Raw genomic sequence first — 17,777 nt, 5'->3', positions numbered from 1 at the left:
CCCGTTCAGAGGCTCGCGCGGCCTCGTATAATGCGCGACATTATGGGCGGTCTGACCCCGCCTGCAACTCTTCCAGGACGTGCTTAATGTTCAAGGCGCTGCGTTTTATGGGCTGGCCGTTGTTGGCCGGCGTGCTTATCGCTCTGTTGATTATTCAGCGTTACCCGCAGTGGGTCGGGCTGCCGAGCCTCGACGTCAACCTGCAACAGGCCCCGCAAACCACCAGCGTGCAGCAGGGGCCGGTGTCCTATGCCGATGCGGTGACCATCGCCGCACCTTCGGTGGTCAACCTGTACACCACCAAAGTCATCAACAAACCCGCGCATCCGCTGTTTGAAGATCCGCAGTTCCGCCGCTTCTTTGGTGATAACTCGCCGAAGCAGAAACGCATGGAGTCGAGCCTCGGCTCCGGCGTGATCATGAGCCCGGAAGGCTACATCCTGACCAACAACCACGTGACCAGCGGCGCCGACCAAATCGTCGTGGCCCTGAAGGACGGTCGCGAAACCCTCGCCCGCGTCATCGGCAGCGACCCGGAAACCGACCTCGCGGTGTTGAAGATCGATCTGAAAACCCTGCCGGCGATCACCGTCGGCCGCTCCGACAATATCCGCATCGGCGACGTCGCACTGGCCATCGGCAACCCGTTCGGCGTCGGCCAGACCGTGACCATGGGCATCATCAGCGCCACCGGGCGTAATCAGTTGGGCCTGAACAACTACGAAGACTTCATCCAGACCGACGCGGCGATCAACCCGGGTAACTCCGGCGGCGCGCTGGTCGATGCCAACGGCAACCTCACCGGCATCAACACGGCGATCTTCTCCAAGTCCGGCGGCTCGCAGGGCATCGGTTTTGCCATTCCGGTGAAACTGGCGATGGAAGTGATGAAGTCGATCATCGAACACGGTCAGGTGATTCGTGGCTGGCTGGGCATTGAAGTGCAACCGCTGACCCAGGAATTGGCTGAGTCGTTTGGTCTGTCCGGGCGTCCGGGGATTGTCGTGGCGGGGATCTTCCGCGATGGCCCGGCGCAGAAGGCCGGCCTGCAATTGGGCGACGTGATTCTGAGCATCGATGGCGAGCCTGCGGGCGATGGCCGTCGTTCGATGAACCAGGTTGCACGGATCAAACCGACGGACAAGGTGACGATTCAGGTGATGCGCAACGGCAAAGAGATCAAGCTCACCGCTGAAATCGGCCTGCGCCCACCACCGGCGCCGGTGAAAGAAAAAGAAGAATAAAACTTTTTTCGCGCCAGCCGCGCGAATAAAAGACATTCTCAACAGGCATGTTATATTGTTTCAATTCTAATAATTGGAACAACATAACATGTCGTCTCGAACAAAGGCCTCCCTGCTCGGCCTGAGTCTTGGTCTGCTGGTCGATCCAGCCTTCGCCGAAGAGCCCAAGCCGCTTGAACTCGACGCCATCAGCGTCATCTCCGACTACGAATCGCCGACCGGTCCGGTCAAGGGCTATCGCGCCACCCGCTCGTCCAGCGCAACAAAAACCGACACCGCGATCCGCGATATTCCTCAAGCCATCAGCGTCGTACCGGCCAGCGTGCTCAAGGATCTGGGCAGCACCAGCGTCGAGCGCGCACTGGATTTCGCCGGCGGCGTATCCAAGCAAAACAACTTCGGCGGCCTGACGCTGTACGAATACAGCGTGCGCGGTTTCACCACATCGGAGTTCTACAAGGACGGCTTTAGCGCCAATCGTGGTTATCCGAGCACACCGGATGCAGCCAATATCGAGCGCATCGAAGTGCTCAAAGGCCCCGCCGCCAGTCTGTATGGCCGAGGCGATCCCGGCGGCACGGTAAACATCGTCACCAAGAAACCGCAGCCCGAAGCGTTCACGACGTTGCAAACCAGCGCCGGCAGTTGGGACCGTTATCGCACCGCGCTGGACCTCAACACACCGCTGGATGATCAGGGCAATGTGCTCTCGCGAATCAACCTTGCAGTCGAAGACAACAACAGTTTTCGCGATCACGTCGACAGCAAGCGTGTGTTCGTCGCGCCGTCGATCAGTTGGCAATTGAACCCGGACACGTCGCTGTTGGTGGAAAGCGAGATCGTCCGTCAGAGCTCCACGTTTGATCGCGGTATCGTCGCGCCGAACAACAAGTGGAGCGGCGTTTCGCGCTCGACGTTTCTCGGTGAACCCAACGACGGCAACATCGATAACCACAACAATCTGCTTCAGGCGACGCTCGAACATCACCTCAACGATAACTGGAAGCTGCGTCTGGCCAGCCACTACAAGGAAGGCAAACTCTGGGGTGACGCCTCCGAATCCCGCCCGTTGAACGCCGATGGCCACACCGTCAACCGCCGCTATCGCGAGCGCGACACAACCTGGCACGACAGCATTACCCAGCTTGAGCTGCGCGGCCTGTTCGACCTCGGCCCGTGGCAGCACGAACTGCTGATCGGAACCGAATACGAAAACTTCCGCAAGAACGAGCGCGTCACCAACATTGCCGGCGGCCCCTACGCCATCGACATCTACAAGCCGATCTACGGCCAGCCGAAACCCAACGGCGCACGCTCGGGCACTGACTTCTTCGAACAGGTCGAAAGTCATGCACTGAACCTGCAGGATCAAATCGTCTTCACCGACAAACTGCGCGGGATGATCGGCGCGCGCTTCGAGCATTTCGACCAGCGCATCGACGACCACAGCCGTAATGCGAAAAGCCAGCAGCGCCACGACGCTCTGACTCAACGCGCCGGCCTGCTCTATCAACTGACACCGGATACCGGCTTGTTCGCCAATGCGTCAACCTCGTTCAAACCGAATAACGGCCTCGACGCCTCCGGCAAATCCTTCGACCCGGAAGAAAGCGTCGGTTACGAAGTCGGCATCAAGAACGAGTTGTTCGACGAACGCCTGAGCAGCACCCTCGCCTTCTTCCACATCGACAAGGAAAACGTCCTCGCCCTCGATCCGGCCACCGACACCAGCCGCGCGATGGGCAAGGCGCGCAGTCGTGGTTTCGACCTGCAAGTCACCGGACAGGTCACCGACGCTGTACGAGTCATTGGTGCCTTTGCCTACATTGACGCAGAAGTGACCAAGGGCGACGCAGTCATTCCCACCGGCAGTCGCATCCTCGGCGTGGCCAAACGCAGCGGCAGCCTGCTCGGGGTTTATGAGTTTCAGGATGGTCATTGGCGCGGCTCGGACGTCGGCGCAGCGTTCACTTATGTCGGCGACCGCTCCGGAGAATCCGGCAGCGACTTCGAATTACCGGCCTACCAGACCGTCGACCTGCTCGCGCATTACAAGGCCAGCGACAACGTCACCGTCGGCCTGAACCTGAACAACCTCTTCGACGAGAAGTATTACGAGCGCTCCTACAGCAACTACTGGGTCAATCCCGGCGAGCCGCGCAATTTCACTGTCAGCCTGACTCTCAACCTGTAAAAGGACGTCACCATGCAATACGGCAAAACCTTTGTACTCATCGCAGCGCTGTTCGCAGGGGAAGTCTCGGCTCATGGCCTGTGGACCGAACAACGGCGCGGCAATATCGAAGTGGTTTATGGCCATGGCGCTGAAGACAACGCGTTCAAGGCACAGAAAATCAGCGGCGCGTGGGCTTATGACGCGAGCGGCAAGATGATTCCGGTCAGCGTCGAGCGTCTGGCGGATCACGCACGCCTGAAGCCCTTAAAGTCGCCGGCGGTCATGGCCGTCGCATTGAATAACGGCATGTGGTCGCAAACCACCGACAAGAAGTGGATCAACGAAGGCCGCAGCAAAGTGCCGGGCGCTGTCGAGGCAACCGAGACGTTTAAATACAGTCTGGCGATTTATCAGCCGGGGGCGAAGTTGCCCAAGCTTGATCAGATCAAGTTGCTGATTCTGCCGGAGGTTGATCCGCTGACGGTTGGGCCGGGCAAGTCATTGCCGGTGCGGGTATTGCTCGATGGCAAACCGGCGGCCGGGGTGAAGTTGATTGGCGACTATCGCAGCGCGCCGAACACGTTGAGCACCGAGACTGACAAGGATGGTCGGGCGCAGGTGTTGGTGCGGAATGAAGGGTTGAATGTGATTGCGGCGCAGGTTGAGGTGCCAGTGAAGGGCAGCGCGGATGTGGATAGTCGTGGGCTGTTTACCTCACTGACTTTCCTTGGCGAACCGCATCACGAATAAGAGCAGACCCTCATCGGAAACGCCGCCCGCCCAGCCCTCTCCCGGAGGGAGAGGGGGCCGACCGAGTTGTCTTGCGAAGTACGTCGACCTGAAAGACCGAGTCGATTATGGATTCGGTACAGCACTTTCACGTCGACGAAGCTCTGCAATATCCCCCAATCAGCCCCCTCTCCCTCTGGGAGAGGGGGCCGACCGAGTTGTCTTGTGAGGTACATCGACCTGAAAGACCGAGTCGATTATGGATTCGGTACAGCACTTTCACGTCGACGAAGCTCTGCAATATCCCCCAATCAGTCCCCTCTCCCTCTGGGAGAGGGTTAGGGTGAGGGCTTTGCTTTTAGAGGTCGCCAAGCCCATCGATCAACGCCTGATTCTGCTCCGGCGTGCCAATCGAAATCCGCAAAAACTGCGCAATCCGCTCCTGCTTGAAGTGCCGCACGATCACGCCCTGCTCCCTCAGCTTGGCCGCCAGTCCCGCCGCATCATGCTGCGGGTGGCGAGTGAAAATGAAGTTCGCCGCCGACGGCAACACTTCAAACCCCTTGGCCTGCAATTGCGCAATCACCCACTCACGGCTCTCGATCACCAGACGGCAGGTCTTGTCGAAATACTCGCGATCCTCGAACGCCGCCGCCGCACCGACAATCGCCAGACGATCCAGCGGATAGGAGTTGAAGCTGTTCTTGATCCGCTCCAGCGCCTCGATCAGGTCCGGATGCCCAACCGCCAGACCAACGCGCAAACCAGCCAGCGAACGCGACTTGGACAGGGTTTGCGTCACCAACAGGTTGGGATAACGATCCACCAGACTGATTGCCGTCTCGCCGCCGAAGTCGATGTACGCCTCGTCTACGACCACCACCGAATCCGGGCTGGCCTTGAGGATCTGCTCGACCGCTTCCAGCGCCAGCAGGCAACCGGTTGGCGCGTTCGGATTCGGGAAAATGATCCCGCCGTTCGGCTTGGCGTAGTCGGCTGGATCGATCTGAAACTGCGTATCCAGCGGCACCGCATCGAACTGGATGCCGTACAACCCGCAGTAAACCGGATAGAAGCTGTAGCTGATGTCCGGAAACAGCAGCGGCTGATCGTGTTGCAGCAAGCCGTGGAAAATGTGCGCGAGCACTTCGTCCGAGCCGTTGCCGAGGAACACCTGATTGCTCTGCACGCCGTAGTATTTGGCGACCGCAGTTTTCAGCAGATCACTGTTCGGGTCCGGGTACAGACGCAGGTTGTCATTCAGTTCGATCTGCATCGCGGCCAAGGCTTTTGGCGATGGGCCGTACGGGTTTTCGTTGGTGTTGAGCTTGACCAGTTTGGTCAGCTTCGGCTGTTCGCCCGGCACGTACGGCACCAGATCTTTAACGAACGGGCTCCAGAATTTACTCATGTTCAGTTCCCCTTCGATTCGTCTTTGATGCGGTATTCGGCGCTGCGCGCGTGCGCGCTCAGGGATTCGCCACGGGCCAGTACCGATGCAGTCTTGCCCAGTTCCGAAGCACCGGCCTCGGAGCAGAAGATGATCGACGAGCGCTTCTGGAAGTCATACACGCCCAGCGGCGAAGAGAAGCGCGCGGTGCCCGAAGTTGGCAATACGTGGTTCGGACCTGCGCAGTAATCGCCCAGCGCTTCGGAAGTATGACGGCCCATGAAGATCGCGCCGGCGTGGCGGATCTGCGGCAGCCAGGCCTGTGGATCAGCGACCGACAGCTCCAGGTGTTCCGGGGCGATGCGGTTGGCGACTTCGATGGCTTGCGCCATGTCCTTCACGTGAATCAGCGCACCACGGCCATTGATCGAGGTTTCGATGATCGTCGCGCGGTCCATGGTCGGCAGCAGTTTGTCGATGCTCGCCGCAACCTTGTCGAGGAACTCGGCGTCCGGGCTGACCAGAATCGCCTGCGCGTCTTCGTCGTGCTCGGCTTGCGAGAACAGGTCCATGGCGATCCAGTCCGGATCGGTCTGGCCGTCGCAGACCACGAGGATTTCCGAAGGACCGGCGATCATGTCGATGCCGACCTGACCGAACACGTGACGCTTGGCCGTGGCGACATAGATGTTGCCCGGGCCAACCACCTTATCGACTTTCGGCACACTTTCGGTACCGTAGGCCAAGGCAGCGACAGCTTGCGCGCCACCAATGGTGAACACTCGGTCGACGCCGGCGATGCACGCAGCCGCCAGCACCAGTTCGTTGATCTCACCGCGCGGCGTTGGCACGACCATGACCACTTCGGTCACGCCGGCGACCTTGGCCGGAATCGCGTTCATCAACACCGACGACGGGTACGACGCCTTGCCACCCGGCACGTACAGGCCGGCACGATCCAGCGGTGTGACCTTTTGGCCCAATACCGTGCCGTCAGCTTCGGTGTAGCTCCAGGAATCCTGCTTCTGTTTTTCGTGGTAGCTGCGCACGCGGGCGGCGGCTGTTTCCAATGCCTCGCGCTGTGGCACGGTGATGCGGGTCAGAGCCAGTTCCAGACGCTCGCGCGGCAGGATCAGGTCGGCCATCGAAGCGACTTCGAGGCCGTCGAATTTCTGGGTGAACTCGACCAGCGCCGCGTCACCGCGCTCGCGCACAGCCTTGATGATGTCCAGCACGCGCTGATTGACCGAGTCGTCAGACACACTTTCCCAGCTCAGCAGATGATCCAGATGATGCGCGAAATCCGGGTCAGCAGCGTTGAGTCGGCGAATTGCAGTCGTTGCGGTCATAGCGAGAGCCTCATAGGAATGGCAAAAAACTCAGGCGCCCGAAACTATCATCCGATCCGCTTAGGCACCTGAGAATTCTGGCTATGAGGCGGATAGACGGCGCGACCTGGGGCCGCGCAGGTAAATCAGCCGCGGTGTCGCGATTCCACTGCGTTGCGCAGGGTATCGATCAACGCCTGGATTCGGGCGTGTTGCATTTTCATCGAAGCCTTGTTGACCACCAGGCGCGAGCTGATCGTGGCGATCAGTTCCTGAGGTTCCAGGCCATTGGCGCGCAGGGTGTTACCGGTGTCGACCACGTCGATGATCTTGTCGGCCAGACCGATCAGTGGCGCCAGCTCCATCGAGCCATACAGCTTGATGATGTCGACCTGACGGCCTTGCTCGGCGTAGTAACGCTTGGCAACGTTGACGAACTTGGTCGCTACGCGCAGACGGCCCTTGGGCTCCGGCGCGCCGATCTTGCCGGCGGTCATCAGCTTGCACTGAGCAATCTGCAGATCCAGTGGTTCGTAAAGACCCTGGCCGGTGTATTCCATCAACACGTCTTTACCGGCAACGCCAAGGTCGGCCGCGCCATGCTCGACATAGGTCGGCACATCGGTGGCTCGCACGATCAGCAGACGAACGTCGTCCTGCGTCGTGGGGATGATCAGCTTGCGGCTCTTGTCCGGATTCTCGGTCGGCACGATGCCCGCTTCGGCGAGAAGCGGCAGGGTGTCGTCAAGGATGCGGCCCTTGGACAGTGCGATGGTCAACATGGGAAACGTCAGTCCTTATCAAGGTACTCATGTCCGGTCGCAATCGGCGCCGGACACACATCGAGCCGGAAACCGGCTCGACTCTTAAAATCAGTGGACACGTCCCTGTGTCCCAATGCAGCAATCAGCCCGGAACGCGACGGATCTTGGCGCCCAGCATCTGCAGTTTTTCTTCGATGCACTCATAACCACGGTCGATGTGGTAGATGCGGTCGATCAGCGTATCGCCCTCGGCAACCAGTGCCGAGATCACCAGGCTGGCCGAAGCCCGCAGGTCGGTGGCCATGACTGGCGCGCCTTTGAGGACTTCGGTACCGGTGACGATGGCAGTGTTGCCTTCGACCTGGATCTTGGCGCCCATGCGGTGCAGTTCGTACACGTGCATGAAACGGTTTTCGAAGATCGTCTCGATCACCGCACCGGTGCCTTCGGCAATGGCGTTGAGCGAGATGAACTGCGCTTGCATGTCGGTCGGGAATGCAGGGTACGGCGCAGTGCGCACGTTGACTGCTTTCGGACGCTTGCCGTGCATGTTCAGCTCGATCCAGTCTTCACCGCAGGTGATTTCTGCACCGGCTTCACGGAGTTTTTCCAGAACGGCTTCGAGGATGGTCGGATCAGTGTCCTTGACCTTGACGCGACCACCGGTCACGGCAGCGGCAACCAGGTAGGTGCCGGTTTCGATACGGTCAGGCATGACCTTATAGAAAGCCGAACCCAGACGCTCGACGCCATCGATGGTGATGGTGTCGGTGCCAGCACCGGAAACCTTGGCGCCCATGGCGTTGAGGAAGTTCGCCAGGTCGACCACTTCAGGCTCGCGAGCAGCGTTCTGCAACACGCTGCGGCCCTTGGCCAGAGCCGCGGCCATCATGATGTTCTCGGTACCGGTCACACTGACGGTATCGAAGAAGAAGTGCGCACCGCGCAGGCCGCCTTCAGGCGCCTTGGCCTTGATGTAGCCGCCTTCGACGTCGATGACCGCGCCCATGGCTTCGAGGCCACGGATGTGCAGGTCGACCGGACGCGAACCGATGGCGCAACCGCCAGGCAGTGCGACTTCGGCTTCACCGAAACGGGCAACCATCGGGCCCAGTACCAGGATCGACGCACGCATGGTTTTCACCAGTTCGTACGGGGCGATCAGGGTCTTGATGGTGCGCGGGTCGATTTCGACGCTGAGTTTCTCGTCGATCACCGGCTCAATGCCCATGCGACCGAACAGCTCGATCATGGTGGTGATGTCGTGCAGGTGCGGCAGGTTGCCAACGGTCACCGGGCCATCGCACAGCAGGGTGGCGGCCAGGATCGGCAGGGCGGAGTTTTTTGCGCCGGAAATGCGGATCTCGCCATCAAGACGAGCGCCACCGGTAATAATCAATTTATCCATAAGAATCTCGACGCCCTAAGGCTCAGGTGCGCTCGGCCCAGGCCGCGCTGCTGAAAAATTTCATAGTGACCGCATGGATGCTGCCATCGGTGATCCATGGGTTCAAATGGGCATAGACCTGCTGCTGACGCTTCACCGGGCTCAACGCCGCCAGTTCATCGCTAATCACGTTCAGCTGGAAATTGCAGCCTTCGCCCTCAACTTCTACCAACGTTCCGGGCAGCTTTCCTTCAAGGAAGCTCTTCACTTCTACGGCCTGCATGCTCAACCTCAATCGGCGCCCTGTGCGCACGGGTCGGACATCATACAAAAAAGCCCCGCGCCTGCGAACCCCGCATGGCAGGACTCTGACGGGGGGCTTCTTTATAGATGCTGTTTCAGGGGTGCGCCAACAGTTCGGTCAGTTCACTGACCTGAGCGATTTCGCGCATGTCTTCGGGCATCGCGCGGATGCTGACAGCCTTTCCGGCCGCATTCGCATCGCGCATGAAGCACAGCAGCAACGACAAACCGACGCTGCTGGACTTCTTCACCGCCGAGCAATCGATCACCAGCGAAGCAGCCTTGCTGGACTTGATCAGCGTCTGGCCTTGCTTGCGCAGGTCGGCACCGGTGCGATAGTCCAGCACTCCGCTGAGCAGAAGCTCGTCGACATCACTCATACGAACTGCGGCCTCATTCATTGCGCGGGGTTCTTTTCGGTGGCTTCTTTGGCCTTGGCCACTTCCCCGGCCCAACCATTGATGGTCTTGTCCAGATCGTTGCCATTGCGCTGCATCGCGTCGGCGAACTGATCACGGAACAGTTTGCCGATGTTGATGCCGTTGATGATCACGTTACGCAGTTTCCACTCGCCGTTGATCTTCTCCAGCGTGTACTGCACAGGATAGATTGCGCCGCTGCTGCCCTTGACGGTCATGTTGACGCTGGTGCGATCGCCCGATTCGTCCTTGGCAGGGTCAACGGTGATGCCCTGATTGTTGTACTCGAGCAAGGCGTTGCCGTAGAACTGGAACAGGCCTTTCTTGAAGTTTTCCTGGAAGGTCTGCATTTGCGCTGGCGTGGCCTTGCGCGAATACTTGACCGTCATGATGCTCTTGGAGATGCCCTCGGCGTCCACTACTGGCCCGACGATGGTGTTGAGCGCCGCGTAGAAATCAGTCGGATCCTGCTTGTATTTCTCTTTGTTGGCAGCCAGGTCGGCCAGCAACCGGGTGGTTGTGTCCTGAACCAGATCATGTGCCGAAGTCGCAGCAGCCACGGCGTTACCCATCAACGGCAAGGCCGCCAACAGCACCAACAAGCTGCGTCGCAAGATAGAGATCATTCAAAAGCTCCTCATTTGGCGTCTTTGCTAACGGTATTGAGCAGGAATTTACCGATAAGGTCTTCCAGTACCAGTGACGACTGGGTGTCGTGGATGGTTCCGCCATCCTTCAGCGGTTTGTCTTCCCCGCCGACGCTGATACCGATGTACTTCTCGCCCAGCAGACCAGCGGTCAGGATAGACGCTGTGGAGTCGGTCGGCAGGTTGTCGACCTTTTTATCCACTTGCAGGGTTACCCGACCGGTGAAGCTGTCGCGATCCAGATCGATTGCCGTGACCTTGCCGATGGTCACACCGGCCATGGTCACTTTGGCTCTGACCGTCAAACCGGCGATATTGTCGAAATACGCATAAAGTTTATAGGTGTCGGTGGTCGACGTCGGAGACAGACCACTGACCCGCAAAGCAAGCAGCAACAAAGCCAGGATCCCTGCCAGCAGGAACAGGCCGACACCGATTTCCAGGGTGCGGTTTTGCATCAGAAATCTCCAAACATCAAAGCAGTCAGAATAAAGTCCAGGCCGAGCACTGCCAGCGAGGCAAACACTACAGTCTTGGTGGTGGCGCGACTGATGCCCTCGGAAGTGGGCTCACAGTCATAGCCTTGGAATACGGCGATCCAGGTCACGACAAAGGCGAAAACGATACTTTTGATGACGCCATTGAGCACGTCACTGGTGAAATTCACGCTGTTCTGCATGTTCGCCCAATAAGAGCCCTCATACACGCCCAGCCAGTCGACGGCCACCCACGAACCGCCCCAAATCCCGACCACGCTGAAAATCATTGCCAGCACCGGCAGGGAAATGAAACCGGCCCACAGGCGCGGGGCAATGATGTACTTGAGCGGATCGACGCCGATCATTTCCAGACTGGAAAGCTGTTCGGTGGATTTCATGTTGCCGATCTCGGCAGTCAGTGCCGAACCGGCACGACCGGCGAACAACAGCGCAGTCACCACCGGACCCAGTTCACGCAGCAAGGTCAGCGCAACCATCTGCCCCACCGCCTGCTCCGAACCGTAGCTCGACAGAATGCTGAAGCCCTGCAGCGCCAGCACCATGCCGATGAAAATCCCCGAAACGACGATGATCACCAGCGACATCACGCCGACTGAATGCAGTTGCTTGACCAGCAGGCTGAAGCCACCGCTGATCCCGCCGCGCCCCAGCAGAGCATGAAACAGGAACAGCGTCGCACGACCGAACACCGCGACGGCGTCGATCGCCGCCTCGCCGAACCGGCGCACGCGTTCTATTAATGAAATTCTGCGCATCAGCGCTTCCCCAGAAGATCTGCGCGGTAATCCGTCGCTGGAAAATGGTACGGCACCGGGCCATCGGGATCGCCGGTCATGAACTGACGGATACGCGGCTCGTCCGAGCTCATCAACTCGTCCGGCGTACCCTGCCCCAGTACCTGACCATCACCGACAACATAGATGTAATCGGCGATGCTCGCGGTTTCCGCCAGATCGTGGGACACCACGATACTGGTGATCCCCAGCGCGTCGTTGAGCAGGCGAATCAGACGGACCAGCACGCCCATGGCGATCGGGTCCTGCCCGACGAACGGTTCGTCGTACATGAGGATCTGCGGATCGAGCGCAATCGCCCGCGCCAGTGCGACGCGGCGCTTCATGCCACCGGACAGCTCATCCGGCATCAACTCGATGGCTCCGCGCAGACCGACCGCCTGCAACTTGAGCAGGACGATGTCGCGGATCATTTCTTCCGGCAAATCGGTATGAACACGCAGGGGGAAAGCCACGTTCTCGAACACATCGAGATCGGTGAACAGCGCGCCGCTTTGAAACAGCACACCCATGTGCTTTCGCGCATCGAACAGATCGCTGCGCGAAAGCGCAGGCAGATTCTGGCCGTTGACCCAGACTTCGCCGCTGGCAGGACGCAATTGTGCGCCCATCAATCGCAGCAGCGTGGTCTTGCCACACCCGGAAGGCCCCATGATGCCGGTGACCTTGCCGCGCGGTATGCGAATATCGACGTTATTGAAAATGCTGCGCGCACCGCGCTTGAAGGAGACTCCCTTCAGCTCGACCGCGTAGGCGTTATCGGCACTCATCTAAACTCCTTGCGATGCAGCCTCTCACTCGGACGCCTGTCTTTACTTAAAAAGTACGTACATCCCGGGCAGGCCGAACTGGCGGCGAACTATATCACTGCAAAGGCTACGCGCCCAAGGCTTGTACCAGCCTGAGTTCGGCGATATGACAGGTCCGCAGGCTCTTTTACCGGGTTTTGGTAACGAGTAATGACAAAGCGCGACGAACTTGCGTGAGGCTTTGCCACATAACCGCTATAATCGCCGCCTTTTCATCGGGCTATACGATTTCTGACATGAGCCAATCCAGCGACCTGATTCAATCGGCACAACGCACCATCCAACTCGAAGTGGAAGCCGTACAAGGCTTGTTGCCCCATATCGACGCCGATTTCGTACGCGCTTGCGAGATGATTCTGGCCAGCAAGGGCCGTGTAGTTGTGGTCGGCATGGGCAAATCCGGGCACATCGGCAACAAGATTGCCGCGACCCTGGCCAGCACCGGCACCCCGGCTTTTTTCGTGCACCCGGCCGAGGCCAGCCATGGCGACATGGGCATGATCACTCGTGATGACGTGATTCTGGCCCTGTCGAACTCCGGCTCGACCAACGAAATCGTCACCCTGCTGCCGCTGATCAAACGTCTGGGTATCCAGCTGATCAGCGTCACCGGCAACCCGCTATCGCCGCTGGCCAAGGCGGCCGAGGTCAATCTCAACGTTCACGTCGAACATGAGGCCTGCCCGCTGAATCTGGCGCCGACCTCCTCGACCACCGCAGCGCTGGTCATGGGTGATGCGCTGGCCGTAGCGTTGCTGGAGGCGCGCGGTTTCACTGCCGAAGACTTCGCCTTTTCTCATCCGGGTGGCGCCCTTGGCCGTCGCCTGTTGCTGAAAGTGGAAAACGTCATGCATGCCGGTCAGGAGTTGCCGCAAGTACAGCGCGGCACGCTGCTCAAGGACGCACTGATGGAAATGACCCGTAAAGGTCTGGGCATGACCGTCATTCTTGAAACTGACGGCAAACTCGCCGGGATCTTCACGGACGGCGATCTGCGCCGCACGCTGGATCGCAGCATCGACATTCGCAGCGCCACCATCGATCAGGTAATGACCGCTCACGGCAAGACTGCCCGGCCGGAAATGCTGGCCGCCGAGGCCCTGAAAATCATGGAAGACCACCGAATCAACGCATTGGTAGTCGTAGACGAGGAAGATCGCCCGGTCGGCGCCTTCAACCTCTCCGATCTGCTGCGCGCAGGAGTCATGTAATGAGTAACGATCTGCTGCAACGCGGCAAAGCGATCAAACTGGCGGTTTTCGACGTCGACGGCGTTCTCACCGACGGGCGCCTGTACTTCCTCGAAGACGGCAGTGAGTTCAAGACCTTCAATACCCTCGATGGCCAGGGCATCAAGATGCTGATGAACGCCGGCGTGCAGACCGCTATCATCAGCGGTCGCAAGACCCCGGTGGTCGAGCGTCGCGCGAAAAACCTCGGCATCCCCCACCTGTTTCAGGGGCGCGAAGACAAATTGGTCGTTCTCGACGGTCTTCTCGAGCAACTGGGCCTAAGCTATGAAGAGGTTGCCTATCTCGGTGACGACCTGCCCGATCTGCCGGTGATTCGTCGCGTAGGTTTAGGCATGGCCGTGGCCAACGCCGCCGACTTCGTCCGCGAACACGCCCATGGCGTGACCCGCGCTCGCGGTGGTGAAGGCGCCGCCCGCGAATTCTGCGAATTGATCCTGCGCGCCCAGGGCCGCCTCGATGCGGCCAACGCCGCGTACCTGTGAGCCAAACCATGTTCAGCAAAAAATTTCGTAACTTCCTGCTGTTCGGCTGCATCGCTGCGATTTTCGCCGCGGTCGGCTATTGGAATATCAGCCCGGAACGCTTTCTCGACAAACCACCGGTCACCTCGGTGGAAACGCCTATCGACTGGTATGCGACCAACACGCACACCCTGCAATATCTGCCGGATGGCAAGGTGCAGTATGAAATGACGTCGGAAAAGGCCGAGCACGTAAAGGCAACCGACGTCACGCTGGTGACCAAACCCGATCTGAACATGTACCGCGGAACGGACTTCCCGTGGCACGTGACCAGTGAGCGCGGTGAAGTGAACTCAGGCGGCACCGAAGTCGAGCTGATCGATTCGGTACGCGTTGCGCGCACCGACGAAAAGAAGCGTGACATCCTGATCACTTCCACGCGCATGACCGTGTTCCCGCAGCAGGAATATGCGCAGACCGAGCAACCCGTTAGAATCGACGGCGCTGGCGGTGTATCGACTGGCGTTGGAATGAAAGCGTACCTGAAGGAAAGCAGGATACACCTGCTATCGAACGTAAGAGGACAGTATGAGGCTCGTTAAAACCCTCCCTATTTTGCTCAGTCTGGGCGCAGCACTGGGAAGCGTGAGCGCCTGGGCTCTGCCGAACGATCAGCAGCAACCTATCCGCATTCAGGCCGACGACGCCCAACTGGATGACAAGAACGGCATCGCTACCTATAAAGGTGATGTGATCATCACCCAGGGCTCGATGATCGTTAAAGGCAACACGGTCACCATGACTCGCGCGCCGAATGGCGATATCGACGTAGTGACCTCCGTGGGCAACCTGGCTTACTTCGAGCAGCTGCAAACCCAGGGCGACACCAAACCGGTTCAAGGCTACGGCGTGACGATTCAATACCACGCCCAGCAAAACCGCGTCGTGCTGATCGACAAGGCCAAGGTCGTCGACAAAGACGGCAACGTCACTCAGGGCGAGAAAATCGTCTATGACACCGTGAAGAAACTGGCCAGCGCCGGTCGCGCTACCGGCAGCAAGGTCACCGAGGCGCGTCCGCGCATCGACATGGTGATCCAGCCGAAGAAGAAAACCGACGAGAAAACCCAGTAATGGCAACTCTGAAAGCTCAGCACCTGGCCAAGGCCTATAAAAGCCGCCAGGTCGTGCGTGACGTCAGCCTGTCGATCGACAGCGGCCAGATCGTCGGCCTGCTCGGCCCGAACGGTGCCGGCAAGACCACGTGCTTCTACATGATCGTCGGCCTGGTACAGGCCGATCAGGGCCGCGTACTGATCGACGATCTGGACGTCAGCCATCAGCCAATGCACGGTCGCGCCAAGGCCGGTATCGGCTATCTGCCGCAAGAAGCGTCGATCTTCCGCAAACTGTCGGTGGCCGATAACATCATGGCCATCCTCGAGACCCGCCAGGAACTCGACAAGGCCGGCCGTCGCAAGGAGCTGGAAAGCCTGCTGCAGGAATTCCACATCAGCCACATCCGCGACAACCTCGGCATGAGCCTTTCCGGTGGTGAACGCCGCCGGGTGGAAATTGCTCGCGCACTGGCGACTGCACCGAAATTCATCCTGCTCGACGAACCGTTCGCCGGTGTCGACCCGATTTCGGTCGGCGACATCAAGCAGATCATCCACCACCTCAAGGCCAAGGGTATCGGTGTGCTGATCACCGACCACAACGTCCGTGAAACGCTGGACATCTGCGAAACCGCTTACATCGTCAACGATGGTCAACTGATCGCTGAAGGCGATGCAGAAACCATCCTGGCCAACGATCTGGTCAAGGAAGTGTATCTGGGCCACGAGTTCCGCCTGTAAGCGCAACAGTGCCCGGTGCGCCGCCGGGGCGCTGTATCGATTCAAGCAGGATTTAATCCGCTTTAATTGTTACAGCGCTCTAGGCAAACACTTCAGTTTCAGGCATATAATTTGCTTAAGTTTGGCGCCTCGGCGCCCTGTAGTGGATGGCGCATAGCGCCGGCGAATAAGGTGTTAAGCCCCTGCCATGAAACCATCGCTAGTCTTGAGAATGGGCCAGCAGCTGACGATGACACCGCAGCTGCAACAGGCCATCCGCCTGCTCCAATTGTCGACCCTGGATCTGCAACAGGAAATCCAGGAGGCGCTGGAATCCAATCCGATGCTCGAACGCCAGGAAGAAGGCGAAGACTTCGATAATTCCGACCCCATGGCTGACAACGCCGAACAGAAGCCCAACACCGAGATCCAGGAACCGTCCTATCAGGAAACCGCCCCGACGGTCGACAACCTCGAGGACGGCGAATGGAACGAGCGCATCCCCAACGAGCTTCCGGTCGATACCGCCTGGGAAGACGTCTACCAGACCAGCGCCAGCAGCCTGCCCAGCAACGATGATGACGAGTGGGACTTCACCACCCGCACCTCTGCCGGCGAGAGCCTGCAAAGCCATATGCTGTGGCAACTGAATCTCGCACCTATGTCCGATACCGATCGCCTGATCGCCGTGACCCTGATCGATTGCATCAACAATCAGGGCTACCTGGACGAAACCCTCGAAGAAATTCTTGAGGCGTTCGACCCGGAGCTGGACATCGAACTGGACGAAATCGAAGCCGTCCTGCACCGCATTCAACAGTTCGAGCCGGCCGGCATCGGCGCGCGCAACCTCGGCGAATGCCTGCTGCTGCAATTGCGCCAGTTGTCGGCCAAGACACCTTGGCTGGCTGAAGCGAAACGCTTGGTCAGCGATTACATCGACCTGCTGGGCAGCCGCGACTACAGCCAGTTGATGCGCCGCATGAAGCTCAAGGAAGACGAACTGCGTCAGGTCATCGAACTGGTGCAGAGCCTTAATCCGCGCCCAGGTTCGCAGATCGAATCCACCGAAGCCGAATACGTTGTGCCTGACGTCATTGTGCGCAAGGACAATGAGCGCTGGCTGGTCGAGTTGAACCAGGAATCGGTGCCGCGCCTGCGCGTCAATGCCCAGTACGCCGGTTTCGTCCGTCGAGCCGACACCAGCGCCGACAACACCTTCATGCGCAACCAGTTGCAGGAAGCCCGCTGGTTCATCAAGAGCCTGCAGAGCCGCAACGAAACCCTGATGAAAGTTGCCACCCAGATCGTCGAGCATCAGCGCGGTTTTCTGGAGTACGGCGACGAAGCCATGAAGCCGTTGGTCCTGCATGACATCGCCGAAGCGGTCGGCATGCACGAATCGACGATTTCGCGGGTGACCACCCAGAAATTCATGCATACCCCGCGCGGTATTTATGAGCTGAAATACTTTTTCTCAAGCCACGTCAGCACTTCCGAAGGCGGCGAATGCTCGTCCACGGCGATCCGCGCGATCATCAAAAAACTGGTTGCCGCGGAAAATCAGAAAAAGCCGTTGAGTGACAGCAAGATCGCTGGTTTACTGGAGGCACAAGGCATTCAGGTGGCTCGCCGCACCGTCGCCAAGTACCGCGAATCCTTAGGGATCGCGCCTTCGAGCGAACGCAAGCGGTTGATGTAAGCCACGTTACAGCGTTCCAGTGGCAGGCTATCC

19 protein-coding genes are annotated in these 17,777 nt (G+C 59.2%); 9 read left to right on the top strand and 10 right to left on the bottom strand.

Annotated features, from left to right (window positions below; genetic code table 11):
* Positions 1-86: 86 nt before the first annotated feature.
* From algW to PspS49_RS04715, 3 genes are all read left to right on the top strand, one after another.
* Positions 87-1,244: a Do family serine endopeptidase AlgW gene (algW, locus tag PspS49_RS04725; protein ID WP_016987037.1), complete on the top strand. Its 1,158-nt coding sequence runs from the start codon at positions 87-89 to the stop codon at positions 1,242-1,244.
* A gap of 88 nt (positions 1,245-1,332) precedes the next feature.
* The gene (locus PspS49_RS04720) at positions 1,333-3,438 is read left to right on the top strand and encodes a TonB-dependent siderophore receptor (RefSeq protein WP_160038315.1); all 2,106 of its coding nucleotides are present in this window, start codon (positions 1,333-1,335) and stop codon (positions 3,436-3,438) included.
* A gap of 12 nt (positions 3,439-3,450) precedes the next feature.
* Entirely contained in the window at positions 3,451-4,170 is a 720-nt protein-coding gene (locus PspS49_RS04715) for a DUF4198 domain-containing protein (RefSeq protein WP_160038313.1), read from the top strand.
* Between the two features lie 337 nt (positions 4,171-4,507).
* On the opposite strand, the gene hisC is transcribed toward PspS49_RS04715, so the two are convergent.
* From hisC to PspS49_RS04665, 10 genes are all read right to left on the bottom strand, one after another.
* Positions 4,508-5,560, bottom strand: a complete 1,053-nt coding sequence (gene hisC / locus PspS49_RS04710) for a histidinol-phosphate transaminase (RefSeq protein ID WP_160038311.1) — start codon at positions 5,558-5,560, stop codon at positions 4,508-4,510.
* Positions 5,561-5,562: 2 nt separating this feature from the next.
* Entirely contained in the window at positions 5,563-6,888 is a 1,326-nt protein-coding gene (gene hisD / locus PspS49_RS04705; RefSeq protein WP_127925842.1) for a histidinol dehydrogenase, read from the bottom strand.
* Positions 6,889-7,013: 125 nt separating this feature from the next.
* A complete protein-coding gene (gene hisG / locus PspS49_RS04700; RefSeq protein ID WP_007912384.1) occupies positions 7,014-7,649 on the bottom strand; it encodes an ATP phosphoribosyltransferase in 636 nt (211 codons plus the stop codon).
* Positions 7,650-7,773: 124 nt separating this feature from the next.
* Positions 7,774-9,039, bottom strand: a complete 1,266-nt coding sequence (gene murA / locus PspS49_RS04695; protein ID WP_007912385.1) for a UDP-N-acetylglucosamine 1-carboxyvinyltransferase — start codon at positions 9,037-9,039, stop codon at positions 7,774-7,776.
* Between the two features lie 22 nt (positions 9,040-9,061).
* On the bottom strand, positions 9,062-9,301 hold the full coding sequence (locus tag PspS49_RS04690) for a BolA family protein (RefSeq protein WP_008085051.1): 240 nt from the start codon (positions 9,299-9,301) through the stop codon (positions 9,062-9,064).
* A 115-nt stretch (positions 9,302-9,416) separates the two neighbouring features.
* Complete coding sequence (locus PspS49_RS04685) at positions 9,417-9,722, bottom strand: STAS domain-containing protein (protein ID WP_127925840.1); 306 nt, start codon at positions 9,720-9,722, stop codon at positions 9,417-9,419.
* Complete coding sequence (locus PspS49_RS04680; RefSeq protein WP_038357539.1) at positions 9,719-10,366, bottom strand: ABC transporter substrate-binding protein; 648 nt, start codon at positions 10,364-10,366, stop codon at positions 9,719-9,721. The genes PspS49_RS04685 and PspS49_RS04680 overlap by 4 nt, the downstream gene beginning before the upstream one ends.
* Positions 10,367-10,377: 11 nt before the next feature.
* On the bottom strand, positions 10,378-10,845 hold the full coding sequence (gene mlaD / locus PspS49_RS04675; RefSeq protein WP_007912400.1) for an outer membrane lipid asymmetry maintenance protein MlaD: 468 nt from the start codon (positions 10,843-10,845) through the stop codon (positions 10,378-10,380).
* Entirely contained in the window at positions 10,845-11,642 is a 798-nt protein-coding gene (mlaE, locus tag PspS49_RS04670) for a lipid asymmetry maintenance ABC transporter permease subunit MlaE (protein WP_007912402.1), read from the bottom strand. Before mlaE ends, mlaD begins: the two co-directional genes overlap by 1 nt.
* A complete protein-coding gene (locus PspS49_RS04665; protein WP_160038309.1) occupies positions 11,642-12,451 on the bottom strand; it encodes an ATP-binding cassette domain-containing protein in 810 nt (269 codons plus the stop codon). Before PspS49_RS04665 ends, mlaE begins: the two co-directional genes overlap by 1 nt.
* Before the next feature lie 275 nt (positions 12,452-12,726).
* Between PspS49_RS04665 and PspS49_RS04660 the strand changes: the two genes are divergently transcribed.
* The 6 genes from PspS49_RS04660 to PspS49_RS04635 all read left to right on the top strand — a co-directional run bounded on the left by PspS49_RS04660 (position 12,727) and on the right by PspS49_RS04635 (position 17,744).
* The gene (locus PspS49_RS04660; protein ID WP_127925839.1) at positions 12,727-13,701 is read left to right on the top strand and encodes a KpsF/GutQ family sugar-phosphate isomerase; all 975 of its coding nucleotides are present in this window, start codon (positions 12,727-12,729) and stop codon (positions 13,699-13,701) included.
* Positions 13,701-14,225: an HAD family hydrolase gene (locus PspS49_RS04655; protein ID WP_007912407.1), complete on the top strand. Its 525-nt coding sequence runs from the start codon at positions 13,701-13,703 to the stop codon at positions 14,223-14,225. Before PspS49_RS04660 ends, PspS49_RS04655 begins: the two co-directional genes overlap by 1 nt.
* An 8-nt stretch (positions 14,226-14,233) precedes the next feature.
* Complete coding sequence (gene lptC / locus PspS49_RS04650; RefSeq protein ID WP_127925838.1) at positions 14,234-14,806, top strand: LPS export ABC transporter periplasmic protein LptC; 573 nt, start codon at positions 14,234-14,236, stop codon at positions 14,804-14,806.
* A complete protein-coding gene (gene lptA, locus PspS49_RS04645) occupies positions 14,793-15,338 on the top strand; it encodes a lipopolysaccharide transport periplasmic protein LptA (protein ID WP_038357536.1) in 546 nt (181 codons plus the stop codon). Before lptC ends, lptA begins: the two co-directional genes overlap by 14 nt.
* Positions 15,338-16,063 carry an LPS export ABC transporter ATP-binding protein gene (lptB, locus tag PspS49_RS04640; RefSeq protein ID WP_008085069.1) on the top strand — a complete coding sequence of 242 codons (726 nt, stop codon included), beginning with the start codon at positions 15,338-15,340 and terminating at the stop codon, positions 16,061-16,063. Before lptA ends, lptB begins: the two co-directional genes overlap by 1 nt.
* A gap of 187 nt (positions 16,064-16,250) precedes the next feature.
* Positions 16,251-17,744: an RNA polymerase factor sigma-54 gene (locus PspS49_RS04635; RefSeq protein ID WP_160038307.1), complete on the top strand. Its 1,494-nt coding sequence runs from the start codon at positions 16,251-16,253 to the stop codon at positions 17,742-17,744.
* Positions 17,745-17,777 lie beyond the last annotated feature (33 nt).

The sequence above is a fragment of the Pseudomonas sp. S49 genome (assembly GCF_009866785.1).
In the GTDB taxonomy this organism is placed as follows: Bacteria; Pseudomonadota; Gammaproteobacteria; order Pseudomonadales; family Pseudomonadaceae; genus Aquipseudomonas.
The sequence above is the reverse complement of the archived record's forward strand: the minus strand, read 5'-3'. Positions and strand labels throughout refer to the sequence as shown.